We start from the raw sequence: 14,592 nt of genomic DNA on the forward strand, positions 1-14,592 counted from the left end.
GGGCGCGCTTTCGCCGCGACGTTGACGTTAGCCGCTAATCCGGCGCGTCGCCAATCGTTCCAAACCGCGGAACGCGGCGTCGGCCGCGATCGCGAGCAGCGCGGCCGGGATGCTTCCGGCCAAGACCTGCTCGGAGTAGCGTCGCTGCAGACCCAAAAATATTTCGTTCCCGAGTCCGCCCGCGCCGACGTAACCTCCGAGCATGGCGATCGCGATCAGCGCAACCGTCGCCAGACGTAAACCTCCGAGCATGACCGGCGTTGCGAGCGGCAGCTCGACCCGCCAGAATTGCTGCCACGCCGACATGCCGATTCCGCGCGCGGCGTCGAGTTGCGCGGCCGGCACCGCGCGCAAGGCAGCTGCGATGTTGCGCACCAAAATGAATTGTGCGTACGCGGCCAGCACGATCACGACCGGCGCCGCACCCAATCCGAAGTAACGCACGAGCATCGCGAGCAGCGCGAGCGACGGGATCGCGTAGATTGCGGCCAGCAATCCGAAAAGCGGAGCGGACGCGCGCTGCACGCGGGCTGCGAAGATTCCGAGCGGCAGCGCGATCGCAAGCGCGATCCCGAGGCCGGTGAAGACGAGCGCCAGATGCTGCAGTGTCAGCGTTCCGACTTCAGTCCAATGCGTGAAGAGAAATGTCACCGGTGTGCGCCCAGTGCGGCTCGCAGATCGTCGTAGCGCCGCAGATCGGCGTCGACGCCGAAGAGCTGCGCAACGTACGGGCTGGCCGCCGCACGCAAGAGCTCTTCCGGAGCGGCGTACTGCACGAGCTTGCCTTCGCGCAGAACGGCGATCCGGTCGGCCACGCGCAGGGCTTCCTCGACGTCGTGCGTGACGAACAGAATCGTGGTGCGCAGCGTGCGGACGATGCGCAGCATTTCGTCTTGCAGCGATCGGCGTGCGATTGCATCCACTGCGCCGAATGGTTCGTCCATTAGCAGCACGCCCGGTTCGGCTGCGATGGCGCGCGCCACGCCGACGCGCTGCTGCTCGCCGCCCGAGAGTTCGCGCGGATAGCGTCCGCGATAGCGCCGCGGCTCCAAGCCGACCAGCTCCAAAAGTTCGTCTACGCGCTGCGCGATGCGATCGCGGTCCCAGTGCAGCAGCTCCGGAACGACGGCGACGTTCTGCGCGACGGTCATGTGTCCGAATAATCCAACGGCTTGAATCACATAGCCGATGCTGCGCCGCAGCGCCGTGGGTTCGATCGACGCGACGTCGCGATCGCCGATGAGGACATGCCCGGAGAGCGGCACCACCAGCCGGTTGACGGTGCGCAGCAGCGTACTCTTTCCGCAACCCGACGGCCCGAGCAGCACGGTGAAGCTGCCGGCCGGCACTTCGAGCGAGATGCCGTCGACGGCATTGCGATCCTCGCCGGGATAGCGAACCACAACCGTTTCAAAGCGGACGCTCTCGCCCGCGCTTGCCGCTTGCGTCAGGAGCCGTGCGCTTTCAAGAATTGCGCGGCGACTTCAGCCGGCTCGCGTTTGCGCAAATCCACCTCAACGTTGAATCCGCGCAGCGCAGAATCGGTGAGCAGCGGCGCGATCCGGTTCAGCGTTGCGGCGATCTGCGGATGCGCGCGCAGCGTGTCGAGCCGTACGACCGGCGCGATGTTGTACGGCGGCCAGAAATGGCGGTCGTCTTGCAGCACGACCAGATTATTCGCCGCGATGAGCGCATCGGTCGTAAAAACGGTTGCCGCGTCGGCGTCGCCGCGCTGCAGCGCTTCGTATTGCAATCCGATGTCGAACGTCCGGACGCTCTTGAATTTGAAACCGCCGTAATACTTTTGCAGTCCGGGCAGCGCGTCGGCGCGCACGACGAATTCCGGTACGGCCGCCAGCCGCAGCTGCGGAGCTGCCCGCGCACACTGCGAGAGCGTGCGCACGCCATATTTTTTCGCGACGGCTTGCGTAACGGCAAGTCCTTGAGAGTCGTTCGCGGGCGCCGGTTTCAGCCACGTCAGTCCGAAGCGTTGCTCGTAGGCCTGCTTTATCGTCGCAAAGATCGTGGTTGCTTCCTGGCGCGGCGGAAGATGCAAGACGTCGATCAGCGCGGTGCCGGTATATTCCGGATAGAGTTGGATGTCGCCGCGCTGCATGGCGGCGGTCGCAATCTGCGTGCTGCCCAAATTCATGTGCCGCTCGACGGAGAGTCCCGCGCGTTCCAATGCGCCCGCGTAGATCTCCGCGACCGTGATGTTCTCGCTGAAGTTTTTCGAACCGACGCGAATAGCGTTTGCGTTTCCGCTCGCGCAGTGCGGAAGGACGATCGCCGAACCGATCAGCGCGACGGCGCGCCCGCGCGTGAGTTTCATACGTGTGCCTCCAAACGGCGTTGCGTGAACGCCAGTCCGAACTCCGTTGCCAATGCGATGACCGCGATCGTTGCGACGCCGAGCCAAAGTATCCGCGGCTCATTCGCCTGCAGACCGGTGGTGATGTATTCGCCCAATCCGCCCGCACCGATGAACGCGGCCAACACCGCGCTGGCGACGACTTCGGTTGCCGCCGTGCGCACGCCGGCGAAGACGATCGGAAACGCCAGCGGCCACTCGACGCGCCGCAGCAGCTGAGCTTCGGTCATGCCGAGTCCGCGCGCCGCGTCAACGGCCGCAGCCGGAACAGTGCGAAAACCGAGGTCGGTGTTGATTGCAACCGGCGGGATTGCCAGCAGCGCGAGCGCCACGAACGCGGGCGTGAAACCGACGCCCAAGAGCGGGAGCATGAACGTTAGGACCGCCAGACTTGGCACGACTCGTCCGATATTTGCCGCGATCAGAATCGGCACGCGCGCCCCCCGCGCGTGCGATGCCAGGGTGCCCAGCGGCACGCCGATCAGGGTCCCGGCCGCCAACGCGGCAGCCGCCAGTTCCAGGTAGGTCGCAACGTGCTGGCCGAGGTCGGTCCAGTTCATGCTGGTGGTCTTTCCGCGCCGCATGGCGAATCCCACGTCTTCCAATGCTCTCCCATCCCGAACTGAAGACGGCGGCCGAACCGGGCGTCCGCCCCTTGGATGACCCGTCGCTGTATTTCAGCCGCGAACTGTCGTGGCTGGAGTTCAACGATCGCGTTCTGGAAGAGGCTTTGGACGAAGGCACTCCGCTGCTCGAACGGTTGCGGTTCATCTCGATCTATGGAACCAACCTCGACGAATTCTTCATGATCCGCGTGGCCGCGATGAAGCAGCAGATCGAGGCGGAGGTTCACCGCCGTTCCGAAGACGGCCGCACGCCGTCGGAACATTTGCTGGCGATCTCGGAACGGCTGCGCGTTTCGCTCGCGCGTCAAATGCACGTCTTGAACGAGACGCTGCTGCCCGAAATGGAGCGCCACGGCATACGCATCGTGCGCGTGAGCGATCTGGACGACGAACGGCGCGCTAACCTCGAGCGCCACTTCGACGAACGCGTCTTCCCCGTGCTGACGCCGCTCGCCGTGGACGCGGGCCATCCGTTCCCCTACATTTCAAATCTGTCGCTGTCGCTGGCCGTCGAATTGGAAGAAGTTACCGCCGAGGGCGTGCAGCTGCATTTCGCGCGTGTAAAAATTCCGCAGACGCTGGCGCGTTTCGTCCCGGTCGACTCGCCCGACGGCGAACAATGGTTCGTGCTGCTCGAAGATCTGATCGCGCAGCATTTGCACTCGCTCTTCCCCGGCATGCAAGTCCGCGAATCGTATCTGTTCCGCGTGACGCGCGATGCCGACCTCGACGTGCAAGAGGATGAAGCCGACGATCTGCTGGCCGCAATCGAATCCGAATTGCAGCGCCGCCGCTTCGGCGAGGCCGTGCGGTTGGAGATCGAACGCGGCATGCCGGAGTACATCCGCGATCTGCTTTTGGATGCGCTGACGCTCTCGATAACGGATTGCTATGAAGTCGAAGGCGTCATGGGTTCGAGCGATCTGCTCGTGCTCGCGAATCTGCCGGGCCGCGACGCGCTGCACTTCCCGCCGTTCACTCCGGCTATTCCCAAGCGGCTCGTTGGTGCAGCCGATCTCTTTGCGGCTATTCGCGACGGCGACGTCTTGCTGCATCATCCGTACGAGTCTTTCGATCCGGTGGTGCAGTTCATGCGGCAGGCGGCGGCCGATCCGGAAGTGCTTGCGATCAAGACGACGCTCTATCGCACGTCGGGCAAGGACTCGCCGATCGTCGGCGCGCTCCTCGACGCCGCCGAAAACGGTAAGCAAGTCGCCGTGCTGATCGAATTGAAAGCGCGCTTCGACGAAGAGAACAACATCGAGTGGGCGCGCCGGCTGGAACGTGCCGGCGTCCACGTCGTGTACGGTTTCGCGGGACTCAAGACGCACGCCAAGGTCACGCTGGTCGTGCGCCAAGAGAACGACGGCATCCGCCGCTACATGCACTTCGGAACCGGCAACTATAATGAAAAGACGGCCCGTTTGTATACGGACCTGAGCCTCTTCACGTGCCGCCCCGAACTCGGTACGGACGCAAGCGAGCTTTTCAACGCGCTGACCGGCTTCTCGAAGGTTACCGATTACGAAGATCTGCTCGTCGCGCCCGTCAATATGCGCCGCGATCTGACTGCGCTCATCGATCGCGAAACCGATCACGCGCGCGCCGGACGTCCCGCGGGCATTCGCGCCAAACTGAACGCAATCACCGACGGTGAATTGACGCGTGCTCTCTATCGCGCCTCACAAGCCGGCGTGCCGATCGATCTCCTCGTGCGCGGGATGTGCGTGGTGCGCCCCGGCGTTCCCGGAGTGAGCGATCGCGTTACCGTGCGCAGCATCGTCGGACGCTTCTTGGAACACTCGCGGATCTTCGTCTTTGAGAACGGCGGCGATCGCACGACGCTCATCGGATCCGCCGATTGGATGGGGCGCAATCTCGACCGCCGGGTCGAAACGATCGTGCCCGTCCTCGATCCGTTCCTGGCCGAAACCATCTATGCCCGGATCCTCGCGGTGATGTTCGCCGACAACGTCAAGAGTCGCGAACTGCAGCCCGACGGCACCTACCGGCGGCTGCGCCCCGATGGGGACGCCCCGGTTGACTCGCAACAGGTCTTTTTGGGGCAGGCCCGGGCCCTCTAAGGTCGAAGGGTGCCCCGTCGTCTAATCGTTTCTTAATCGAATATTATGAAATGGTTTAGAAGACGCAAAGCTGCGGCGGTAATTGCCGCGGTCACTGTTCCACATAGGAGGACGCGTGAGCAATCTCATCCGCATCCTGTGCGTTTTAGCCCTCGCCGTAGTGACAGTCGGACCCGTAAGCGCGGCGACGATCACCAACGGCCCGACGCTGATCGCGCAGGCCACGTCCGCCACGGTTTCCGGCCGAATCACCGACTCGCAAACCGGCGGTCCCGTGGTGAACGCGACAGTTACGCTGAAAGGGCCGTCGACGTACACAGCGACGACGGATGCTTCCGGCAGTTTTTCGGTCTCCAACGTCACACCCGGAATTTATTCTGTTTCGATCACCAAGACCGGCTATAACCCGCTGACCCAGGATACGCTTGTCGTATTGGCAGGCGCGTCACCGAACATCAGCGGTCAGATACAGCCGATTACGTTCACAACGCTGCGCACGATTGCATCGGTGCGTTCGACGGGCCGCGGCACGTTTAACGTAACGCCGGCATCGGTCGCCGTCGTGACCGCGCAAACGATCCAAGAGCAGGGTCAAGCGCAGGTCATGCAAGTGCTCAACCAAACTCCGGGTATTCTCGCAAGCTTCCCGTCGACGAGCGCCAACGGCGCAGCGCCGGGCGCGATTACCTTCCCCGACATCCGCGGCGCGCTGTCGTTTGAAACGGCCTCGCTGGTAGACGGACACCCGGTTTCAGTCGGAACCTTCGGCGACTACGTCTCGACGTTCATCCCGGCATTCATGCTTGGGAACATCGAAGTCGTCAAAGGCCCCGGCGTCGCCGCACCCAACGTGAACTACGCCATCGGCGGCACGGTGAACTACTCGACCAAGGATCCGACGTACACGCCGCAAGGCTTCATCGGATTGGGCGTGGACAACCGCGGCAGCACACTCATTCATTTCGCCTTTACCGGCACGGCCGGCCGCTTGGGATACGCGTTTGGATTGGCCAACGACAATCTGTCGTCCGGGCTCGACAACTACCAAGCGATATTCTCACCCTCGGTCGGAACCGTCGGCATCCTGAACTGGAACGGCACGACCGGACGATCGGTGGCCTTCAACGATGCGTCGATTACGTTTCCCGGTACGATCTCGACATCGTTCGCAAACTTCAACTTGATCGGATGCTGCGAACCGATTCAAGATCTCTACCAGAGCAAATCGTACCTGGCGAAACTTCGTTACAGAGTTTCACCGGTGACGTCGGCGACGTTCACGTATCTCGGTGCGCAGAGCTATGCCAACCAAAACGCCAACACGGGCAGCTTCACGGTTGGATCGTTCTTCTGCTCGCCGGGCCCGTCGAATTGCGTCAACGCGGGCTACACAGGAAGCATTCCGAACGGTACGCTGCAGCCGGTCGTCTTCGTACGGCCCGGCAGACAGCGTGAAGTGCAGAATGAGCCCATCCTGCAAGGCGACATCCGCACCTCGGTCGGCAACGACACGATTCTGGCCCGCTATTACGCGGCCGGCATCCATCGCTTGCTGTTTGAAGGTTCGGACAATCCGGGCGTACCGGAGATCATGAACGTCACGCTTTACGGCAACGACGCATCGACGGCGCAAAACTTCAGCGGCCAAACGGTGCCGATGGCGTTCTTCAACTACTTCAATCAGGCCGAAGACGACGTACTGCACGGCTGGTCGCTTGAATGGAACCATCCGTTCAATGCAACCAATTCGTTGACCGTCGCCGTCGACCAAACGAGTTCGTCAACGGTTAGCTACAGCGTCGGTTCGGCGAACACGCCGACTGGTGCAACGGGAGCGAACGTAAACATCGCGACGTTCACCGCACCCGTGGTTCCGAGCGTAACGCTTCCCAAGGGTTCGTCCCAACTCTTCAGCACGGCGATGGCACGCCTGCAATGGCAGCTGAGCCCGAAATGGAACGCAACGCTGGCGGGTTACTACAACATCTACAACAGCACATTCCCCACCGCATCCGTCAACGGTGGATCGGGTCTGAACTCGTGCCAATTCAACGGCAACAACTGCGTTTTTTCGTCGGCGATCAACAACCACTGGGATGAACGCCTAGCCTTCGAGTACCGTCCGAACTCAAACCTCGCGTTGCGGTTCTCGGCCGGTACCGCGATAGCCCCGCCCTACCTGCAGCTGCTCTCGGGCCTTGCAAGCACGATCAGTTTCAGCACACAAACGGGCGTTGCCACACAGCGCATCAACACGGGCGGATTGAAACCCGAAACGGCGTTCGGGTATGACGTCGGCGGCGACTATCGTTTCCGCGACGGATACACGACGCTTTCCGGCGACGTCTATCTCACCACGTTGCAGAATCACTTCCTGAGCTACGAGTATGACAGCGGAACCGTCTGCCCGGCGATAGACCCGGTTTCAGGGCAGGCGACGCCGAACCAATGTGCCGGCAAGCCCCTGTTCTACATTTCGAATCGGAACCTCGCGGATGCGCGGTTCATCGGACTCGAACTCGCGCTCAAGAGCCGTCCGCCGGTCGGCTTCGGCTATACGGTACAAGGCGCGTTGCAGCGGGGCTATGCGTACGCATTGCCGGCGTGCTTCTACAGCACGACGATCAACCCGGCGACGCACGCGCTCGATTGCACCGCGTTCAACACGAACCTGGCGATCATTCCGAACCAGAACTTCACGGGCAACGGCGAGGGTGGTAACGGTTGCGGATGCAACGGTTTCAGCAACCACGCCATTCCCTACGCGCAAGGTTATGCCGAGCTCAACTATCGCTTCCCGGGCGGTTCGTCCGTCTACATCGGCGATCAGTATCAGGGCAAGAACAACTCGGCAGGCTTACCGCCGTTCTGGATCATGAATGCAGGCACGACGCTGCAATTCGGCAGCGGAGTCCAACTGCAAATCAACGGATACAACCTGACGAACACCTACAACAACGTCTTCCCGACCTTTGGCGGCGGCGTTCCGATTCCAATCGCCAGCTATCCGTGCACCGGCGTAGTAAACCCGGCACCCCCAGCGGCCCCGACAGCATGCGCCAATGTCAACGCGTCGCCGCCGGGCTTGGGCCAGGCTGCAGGCACGATGGCACAGGCCTTCGGACCGAGCCGCTGGCAGTTCCAACTGATCAAGCGCTTCGGCCCGGGTACGACTCCGTAGCGTAAGAACAGACCAAATGAAAAGGCCCGCTTCGGCGGGCCTTTTTTCATTGTCATCGTGAGGTATCGAACGACCGCGAGCGGAGCGAGCGGCCCCGAGCGAATGCGAGGGGTTACCTTATTGTTCCGCCCGCTTAGAAAGTTCCAGTACAATTTTCCACTCGTGCGGCATCACGGGTTGCACGGAGAGCCGCGAGCCTTTGCGCAGCAGCTGCATGCCGACGAGGCGCGGCTCGGCACGCATGCGCGCGAGTGTGACGGGATGCGCGAACGCCTCGACAAACTCGACGTCCACCATCTGCCACAGCGGTTTTTCGGGCGTGCTGCGCGGATCGTAATACTCGCCCCCGCGCTCGAACGCCGTGAAATCGGGATACGCCTCTTTCACAACTTTGCAGACTCCCATCGCGGCCGGCTCGGCGATGCTGGAGTGATAGAACAAACCCAGGTCGCCCAGTCGCATCTCCATCATGTTGTTGCGCGCTTGAAAGTTGCGCACGCCGCTCCACGGCGTCGTGCGGTCCTTTTGAAGTTGCTCGAAGCTGAAGGCGTGCGGTTCCGTCTTGAAGAGCCAGTATCGAGGCACGCCGGAAGAGTACGGTGAGCGCGCTGCGAAAACCCACACCGATGGACAAAACGGAGCAGAAGCGCGTCACGCGCGTGCGCGGCGGCGGTTGGGCCGGCGTCGAGGTCGAGGGTTACCGGCCCGGAGCGGCGACCGGTGTAGAGCGGCACACCATAGTCGGCGGGCGCAAAGATTCGGCGGACGCGCCCGGACCCGGCATCGAGGTGCGCTACTTCGAGCTGCAGCCCGGCGCGGTTTCGCGGCTCGAAAAACACGAGCACGAACACTTCGTCATCGTGAAACGCGGATTGGGCTACGCGGTCATCGATAAAGAAGTGACGGAGATCGCCGCCAACGACGTAATCTACGTCGCGCCGTTGGAGATCCATCAGTTCGTCAACCGCGGCGATGAGCCGTTCGGTTTTTATTGCATCGTCAATGCGGTGCGGGACTTTCCGCAGGAGCCGACGGCGGACGACATCGCGCGGCTCAATGCCTCACCGGCGGGCAAGGTGGCCAAGCCGTTCGCAGTTTCTTTTCCTCACAGGACGGAAACAACGCGGTAAATATCAAACAGTTACCGTGGGCCAATGATGAGTGACCAACCGAGCACGAGAGAGATAATGGATTTTCTGCTCGAGTTCCGCGACTTCGTCGCGGATAAGTTCGCGCAGCATGATGGCCTTTTTAAGGAAATCGATCGACGCTTCGAGCGACTCGAGGATCGAGTGGTGCGCGGATTCGACTCGGTCGACTTACGCCTTGACGGAATAGACCGCCGGCTCGGAGCCCTAGAACACGCTTAGCCCGTAGCGATTGGGCGCGCCGGGTCGGCGATCCACTCGCTCCACGATCCCGGATAGAGCCGGGAGCCTTCAACGCCGGCGATCTCCATCGCCAGCAAATTCACGGCTGACGAAACTCCAGACCCGCACTGATGCACGAGCCGTCGCGGTTCGACCCCGAGTTGCGCGTACTCGGCGCGCAGCTCTTCCGGAGACTTGAACATTCCGCGCTCGTTGAAATTCGTTTTGAACGGGCGATTCAATGCGCCGGGTATATGTCCGGCCACCCGATCGATCGTTTCGTTTTGTCCGGCGAAGCGATCGGCGGCGCGCGCGTCGAGTAAGACCAGTTCTTTCGTTTCGAGCGACTCCAGCACTGCATCTGCATCGGCCGTCAATTCGCGGCGCGGCTGCGGCGCGATCGTCCCTGTCTTTGGCCGCGCCGGCTCTTTTGTCTCAACCGGTTTGCCTGCCGAAGTCCACGCCGCGAAGCCGCCGTTCAGAACTGCGACGCTATCGTGGCCGATGTACTTGCACAAAAACCACAACCGCGCGGCGAACATGTCGGCGCCGGCGTCGTAGGCGACTATTTGCGTTTGCGGCGTGACGCCGAGCTCGGCGAGGAATGCCGCGAGCTCGTGCGGATCGGGCAGCGGATGGCGCCCGTTCTTCCCGGTTTTCTTGCCCGCCAGATCGGTTTCGACGTTGGCGAAAAACGCGCCGGGAATGTGGCCTTCGCCGTAGGCGCGCCCCCCTGCGCCGTGGTCTTGCAGCGAATGCCGGCAATCGATGACGACCCAGCCGCGATCGCCGATGTGTTCGGCGAGTTCCTCGACCGAAACGATCGTGCGAAACACTAGTGCAGGTTTATCGTCGTTTTGGGTTCGCTCGCGTATCCGAACGCCTCTTGCAAGATCGTTTGCAACTCGCCGTTTTCAGCCATCGGGCCCAAAATGTCGGTGTCGCCGTAAAACTTGCCGTTGATGAACACCTTCGGCAGCGTCGGCCAATTGGTCATCTCGGACAGCTCGTCGCGCTTGCGCATGTCCTCGAGCACGTCCACGACTTCGAACGGATAGCCGAAGCGATCGAAAAATTGAATCGTCTCGAGCGTGAATCCGCAGCGCGGCATCGTCTTGGTGCCCTTGCCGTAGACGAGAATTTTGTTCGCAGCAATTTCACGTTCGATTTCATTGTGTGTTGTCATGATGTCATCCTGAGCAATGTCGAAGGGTCGCTGTTGATGTCCTGGCGAAGCGAATCAGACACGGTCGGCCTCCGGAAGAAGAGTTTTGAGTTCGACCGCGTGCACGCGGCCGTCTTTGAGCGCGGGCTTGAGCGCGCCGTAGACGATTTGATGTTGTTCGATGAGCGTTTTGCCCGCGAACCCGCCCGAGCGAACGGTCACGTTGAAGTGATCCATCGTGCCGGTGCGATCGACGATCTCGACGTGCGCGTCGGGCAGCTCGGTGCGAATCAGTTGGGCGAGCGAAGCGTTGTCGATCATGCGGGCAGGCGCGCCGGTTCCTTTTGCAGCGTTTGCGCGAGGGCGCGCGCTTCGCGCAGCGTCTCCGGCAAACGGTCGGAACTCTTGGCCAGCGCGCTCGCGATGCCGGCCGCGACGACGACGCCGGTTACGGCAACGAGAACCGCCGGGACGCCCTGCGCCCGGAATGGTCCGGCTTCGATCTGAAAGGTGCGCGTCACGCGCGACAGCCCTTTGAAAAATTTATTGAAATCCACGGACACCTATAGTACGGGCGATTTGCTTCCAGGGCCTATCACGGAAGTCGGCGGCGCGGCGCGCGGACGCGCTCCATGCAAGCCAGCCGGCACCAGCGGCGCGACCGGTTCTTGGTGGTGTCCCAGAAATAGGCGCCGCATCGTTCGTCCGCGCAGCGACGCAGACGCCGCAGATCGGCCTCGAGCAGGGCGCAGACGATGTACGCAAGGGGAAGAAGCACGCTTCCGGCTCCGTCGGCTACGGAATACGTAAGAGCGGGGGGCGCGCCGTCGAGCCCAAGCCTTCCGCGGGCCAAGGCTTCGCCTATCGACGCCAGGGAGGACGCGGGCGGCTCGAGGCCCCGCGAGGCCGCGTCCAGCGCCTGTACGGCCGCCGTCCGGAGGTTTTGGAGCTCCTCGGTCAAGGTGAAATCGAAGCGCGGCTTCGGACTCGCCCGAAGGCGCACGGCCGAGGTTGCCTCACGATGGACGCCTCCCCACCACGCGGCGGCCTGAGCCGGATCCTCAAAGGCCTCTCGGGCGTTCAAAAACGTCACGACGACCGCGCGTGAAGCGGGTGATTCCATAGCGAAACAACTTTAGCCATGGATTGGCGAAGTTCCCGGCGATCATCTCAGATCTTCACAATGCTGACCGTCCAGGTCTAAATGTAAATAGACATGGAGTGGGACAGAGAGAAGGGCTCAGGCGGAGCGGAAACGCATGGCGCACGCATGCAGGCGGTTCGCTTAAGCCAGGTCGCTCCGGAAAAGCTCTCGGTCGAAGATATCCCCCAGCCGGAGCCGGCCGCCGGTCAGGCCCTCGTGCGCGTCCGGGCTGCAGCCCTGAACCACCGCGACGTCTTTATTACGAAGGGTCTCTATCCCAATATTCGTCCCGGGTGCGTCCTGGGCGCGGACGGTTGCGGCGAGACCGGCGGAGCTGAGGTCGTCATCGACCCAACCATCGATTGGGGCCCGGATGAGCGCGTTTGGCAGCCGGATGCCACCATTCTCGGCACACCGCTCGACGGAACGTTCGCGCAGTACGTCGCGGTGCCGCAACAAAACGTTCATCCGAAGCCGGAACATCTTTCAATCGAAGAAGCGGCCGCGTTGCCGCTAGCCGGCGTGACGGCATTTCGCGCGATCTTCACTCGCGGCGCTTTGCAAGCCGGCGAAACGGTGCTGATTACCGGCGTTGGCGGCGGCGTGCAAACGTTTGCGCTACTTTTCGCCAAAGCCACGGGCGCACGCGTCGTGGTTACGTCGAGCCGCGATGGAAAGCTCGAGCGTGCCAAAGCGCTCGGCGCCGACGTCGCAATCAATTACGCGACGACGCCGGATTGGCACAAGGCTGTGCGCGAAGCTGTCGGCGCAGTCGATCTCGCGATCGACTCGGCGGGCGGCGACTCGCTCGCCAAAGCGCTGACCGTCGTGCGCCGCGGAGGACGTGCGGTAACGTACGGCGCGACGACCGGCGACGTGACGCTCAAAATGTTTTCGGTCTTTTGGCATCAGCTCTCGATCTTCGGAACGTCGATGGGCAGTCCGGCCGACTTTAAGGCCATGCTCGAGTTCGTTACGCGTCATCGCATTAAGCCGGTTATCGATCGCGTCTACGAGTTGGCCGAGATCGAAAGCGCGATGAAACGTATGGACGACGCGCTGCAGTTCGGAAAGATCGTTCTAAGAATTCCGTAGGGCGAAAGAGTAGACTCGTTTGCCGGCAAGATCGCGACTGCGAACGCGGCCTTCGTGCTCCAGCGCAATCAGGTAAGCCATGAGCTGCTCGCCCGCTGCAGGCCACAGCGCCTTGTCCGTGTTGGCATAAATCGACTGAACGAGATCGGGAACACTGCGTTCGCCTTGTTGTAAGGCGGCAACCAATTCGTTTTCACGCGCGCGCCGGTGCTCGATATACTCTTGTAGTTTAGCTTTCGGATCGTGAACCGGCTCGCCGTGCCCCCCGTAGATCGTTCGAGCGTTCGGGAAGTCGTCGATGAGGCGCTGCAGCGTGCGAAGGTATGCGCGCATGTCGCCGTCCGGTGGCGCGATCAGCACAAAGCCGCGGCCGATGACGACGTCGCCCGTAAAGAGCGCGTTTTCGCGCGCTTCGTAAAAGACGAGATGATCCGAGGAATGGCCGGGCGCCGTAAACGCCTGCAATTGCGTGTCTCCGCCGATCACGGCATCGCCGTCTTTTAAGCTGTAGTCGTGGACGATGCGGCTCTCTTCGTGCGCAAAGATCGGCGCGTCGGTACGCTCGCGAAGCATTGACGCGGCGGGAGCGTGATCGGGGTGCCCGTGCGTCAGGCAGATCGCCGCGATCTTGCAGCACATCTGCGCGGCGCGCTGGAGAAGAGCTTCAACGTGCGCCTCAATGGGAGGGCCGGGATCGATGCAGATCGCCTCGCCGTTCCCACCGTCAATCAGATATGAGTTCGTGCCGTCCAGCGTCATCGCTGACGGATTGGGCGCCCGCACGAGCGCAATGCGAGAAGTTACCAAGCGTCTTCCAATTCAGGCGGCAGTCCGAAACCGCCATCGATGGTGTTCGGCGTGATAGCGAGGACCGGTTTGGCATGCGCAAACTCGAACAGTGTCTCGAAATCGTTAAACCGCGCGAGTCTTTGCAAGTGCTTCATCGTCGGATACACCAAGTGCAGTTCATCTGCCGCGTTGCGCGACAATGCATCGGCCGGCGCGATCCATAGCCCATCGTGCGTTTCGTACGCGTCGGCCGCCGCGGCCGCATCCGCCGGCGCGCGGGCGAGAAAGAAATGCGTATTGTAGCGTTTTGAAAACTGCGGCGGCGTCAGCCACTGCGAGAAAAATGTGAGCGCCTCCGCGTCCGCATAAAGATCGCGCATCTCCAGCAGTTCGAGAAAATCGGTTCGCGATTCACTGCCGCTCGGAACCGCCGCGCCGGTTTTGTCGCGCGCGAGCAAGACGCCGGCTTCTTCATAGAGCTCGCGAAGGGCGGCGAACAACAAGCCTTGGGCTTCTCGCGCCGACGCAATCGGAACAGAAGGAAGCCCCGGTGCCGGCTGCGCTCTGAGTTGCGCCGCTTGCGGATCCGGACGCATGCGCGCGAGCGCCCGCTCGCTTAGATCGCTCTCCGACAGCGTTCCGCCCGGAAAAACGTACGCGTCCGGGACGAAATGGCTCGTCTCGCTGCGCCGCAACATGAAGACTTCGAACGGCGCTGCCGGGCGAACCAGCATGACCGTCGCCGCTAAACGCACAGGGAACCGTGT

The 14,592-nt window shown here is 62.2% G+C and carries 16 protein-coding genes; 4 read left to right on the forward strand and 12 right to left on the reverse strand.

From position 1 onward, the window contains the following. Positions 1-27 precede the first annotated feature (27 nt). From VFO29_00435 to VFO29_00450, 4 genes are read right to left on the reverse strand one after another with little or no spacing between them, the layout of a single operon-like run. Positions 28-651, reverse strand: coding sequence for an ABC transporter permease (locus VFO29_00435; protein ID HET9391974.1), 624 nt, complete (start codon positions 649-651; stop codon positions 28-30). Next, entirely contained in the window at positions 648-1,403 is a 756-nt protein-coding gene (locus tag VFO29_00440; protein HET9391975.1) for an ATP-binding cassette domain-containing protein, read from the reverse strand. The genes VFO29_00435 and VFO29_00440 overlap by 4 nt, the downstream gene beginning before the upstream one ends. Before the next feature lie 44 nt (positions 1,404-1,447). Beyond that, positions 1,448-2,332: a glycine betaine ABC transporter substrate-binding protein gene (locus VFO29_00445; protein ID HET9391976.1), complete on the reverse strand. Its 885-nt coding sequence runs from the start codon at positions 2,330-2,332 to the stop codon at positions 1,448-1,450. Further along, complete coding sequence (locus VFO29_00450) at positions 2,329-2,967, reverse strand: ABC transporter permease (protein ID HET9391977.1); 639 nt, start codon at positions 2,965-2,967, stop codon at positions 2,329-2,331. The genes VFO29_00445 and VFO29_00450 overlap by 4 nt, the downstream gene beginning before the upstream one ends. An 8-nt stretch (positions 2,968-2,975) precedes the next feature. Here VFO29_00450 and ppk1 point away from each other — a divergent pair, with 8 nt between their 5' ends. Both ppk1 and VFO29_00460 read left to right on the forward strand, forming a co-directional pair. Continuing rightward, the gene (ppk1, locus tag VFO29_00455) at positions 2,976-5,081 is read left to right on the forward strand and encodes a polyphosphate kinase 1 (protein ID HET9391978.1); all 2,106 of its coding nucleotides are present in this window, start codon (positions 2,976-2,978) and stop codon (positions 5,079-5,081) included. A gap of 115 nt (positions 5,082-5,196) precedes the next feature. Beyond that, a complete protein-coding gene (locus tag VFO29_00460; GenBank protein HET9391979.1) occupies positions 5,197-8,262 on the forward strand; it encodes a TonB-dependent receptor in 3,066 nt (1,021 codons plus the stop codon). A gap of 117 nt (positions 8,263-8,379) precedes the next feature. Here the strand turns inward: VFO29_00460 and VFO29_00465 are convergent, their stop codons facing one another. Next, entirely contained in the window at positions 8,380-8,847 is a 468-nt protein-coding gene (locus VFO29_00465; GenBank protein HET9391980.1) for an EVE domain-containing protein, read from the reverse strand. 41 nt (positions 8,848-8,888) lie between these two features. On the opposite strand from VFO29_00465, the gene VFO29_00470 reads away from it, so the two are divergent. Further along, positions 8,889-9,392: a cupin domain-containing protein gene (locus tag VFO29_00470; GenBank protein ID HET9391981.1), complete on the forward strand. Its 504-nt coding sequence runs from the start codon at positions 8,889-8,891 to the stop codon at positions 9,390-9,392. 236 nt (positions 9,393-9,628) lie between these two features. Here VFO29_00470 and VFO29_00475 read toward each other — a convergent pair whose 3' ends face one another. The 5 genes from VFO29_00475 to VFO29_00495 all read right to left on the reverse strand — a co-directional run bounded on the left by VFO29_00475 (position 9,629) and on the right by VFO29_00495 (position 11,920). Then, positions 9,629-10,468 (reverse strand): sulfurtransferase, encoded by an 840-nt coding sequence (locus VFO29_00475; GenBank protein HET9391982.1) that lies wholly within the window; start codon positions 10,466-10,468, stop codon positions 9,629-9,631. Continuing rightward, positions 10,468-10,818 carry a glutaredoxin domain-containing protein gene (locus tag VFO29_00480; protein ID HET9391983.1) on the reverse strand — a complete coding sequence of 117 codons (351 nt, stop codon included), beginning with the start codon at positions 10,816-10,818 and terminating at the stop codon, positions 10,468-10,470. The genes VFO29_00475 and VFO29_00480 overlap by 1 nt, the downstream gene beginning before the upstream one ends. Before the next feature lie 54 nt (positions 10,819-10,872). Next, positions 10,873-11,118 (reverse strand): BolA family protein, encoded by a 246-nt coding sequence (locus VFO29_00485; protein ID HET9391984.1) that lies wholly within the window; start codon positions 11,116-11,118, stop codon positions 10,873-10,875. After that, positions 11,115-11,318 carry a hypothetical protein gene (locus tag VFO29_00490; GenBank protein ID HET9391985.1) on the reverse strand — a complete coding sequence of 68 codons (204 nt, stop codon included), beginning with the start codon at positions 11,316-11,318 and terminating at the stop codon, positions 11,115-11,117. The genes VFO29_00485 and VFO29_00490 overlap by 4 nt, the downstream gene beginning before the upstream one ends. Before the next feature lie 74 nt (positions 11,319-11,392). Continuing rightward, positions 11,393-11,920 carry a CGNR zinc finger domain-containing protein gene (locus VFO29_00495; GenBank protein HET9391986.1) on the reverse strand — a complete coding sequence of 176 codons (528 nt, stop codon included), beginning with the start codon at positions 11,918-11,920 and terminating at the stop codon, positions 11,393-11,395. A 93-nt stretch (positions 11,921-12,013) separates the two neighbouring features. On the opposite strand from VFO29_00495, the gene VFO29_00500 reads away from it, so the two are divergent. Continuing rightward, positions 12,014-13,036, forward strand: coding sequence for a zinc-binding dehydrogenase (locus VFO29_00500; protein ID HET9391987.1), 1,023 nt, complete (start codon positions 12,014-12,016; stop codon positions 13,034-13,036). Here the strand turns inward: VFO29_00500 and VFO29_00505 are convergent. Further along, positions 13,022-13,843, reverse strand: coding sequence for an MBL fold metallo-hydrolase (locus tag VFO29_00505; GenBank protein ID HET9391988.1), 822 nt, complete (start codon positions 13,841-13,843; stop codon positions 13,022-13,024). The genes VFO29_00500 and VFO29_00505 overlap by 15 nt on opposite strands. Continuing rightward, the gene (locus tag VFO29_00510; protein HET9391989.1) at positions 13,837-14,580 is read right to left on the reverse strand and encodes a hypothetical protein; all 744 of its coding nucleotides are present in this window, start codon (positions 14,578-14,580) and stop codon (positions 13,837-13,839) included. The genes VFO29_00505 and VFO29_00510 overlap by 7 nt, the downstream gene beginning before the upstream one ends. Positions 14,581-14,592 lie beyond the last annotated feature (12 nt).

This window comes from Candidatus Rubrimentiphilum sp., assembly GCA_035710515.1.
GTDB lineage: Bacteria > Vulcanimicrobiota > Vulcanimicrobiia > Vulcanimicrobiales > Vulcanimicrobiaceae > Rubrimentiphilum.

What these genes read in the sequence shown, in the direction of transcription:
- VFO29_00470 (HET9391981.1), top strand. Translation starts at nt 8,889, where the DNA reads ATGGACAAAACGGAGCAGAAGCGCGTCACGCGCGTGCGCGGCGGCGGT.
- VFO29_00480 (HET9391983.1), bottom strand. Translation starts at nt 10,818, where the DNA reads ATGACAACACACAATGAAATCGAACGTGAAATTGCTGCGAACAAAATT.
- ppk1 (HET9391978.1), top strand. Translation starts at nt 2,976, where the DNA reads ATGCTCTCCCATCCCGAACTGAAGACGGCGGCCGAACCGGGCGTCCGC.
- VFO29_00485 (HET9391984.1), bottom strand. Translation starts at nt 11,118, where the DNA reads ATGATCGACAACGCTTCGCTCGCCCAACTGATTCGCACCGAGCTGCCC.
- VFO29_00495 (HET9391986.1), bottom strand. Translation starts at nt 11,920, where the DNA reads ATGGAATCACCCGCTTCACGCGCGGTCGTCGTGACGTTTTTGAACGCC.
- VFO29_00445 (HET9391976.1), bottom strand. Translation starts at nt 2,332, where the DNA reads ATGAAACTCACGCGCGGGCGCGCCGTCGCGCTGATCGGTTCGGCGATC.
- VFO29_00500 (HET9391987.1), top strand. Translation starts at nt 12,014, where the DNA reads ATGGAGTGGGACAGAGAGAAGGGCTCAGGCGGAGCGGAAACGCATGGC.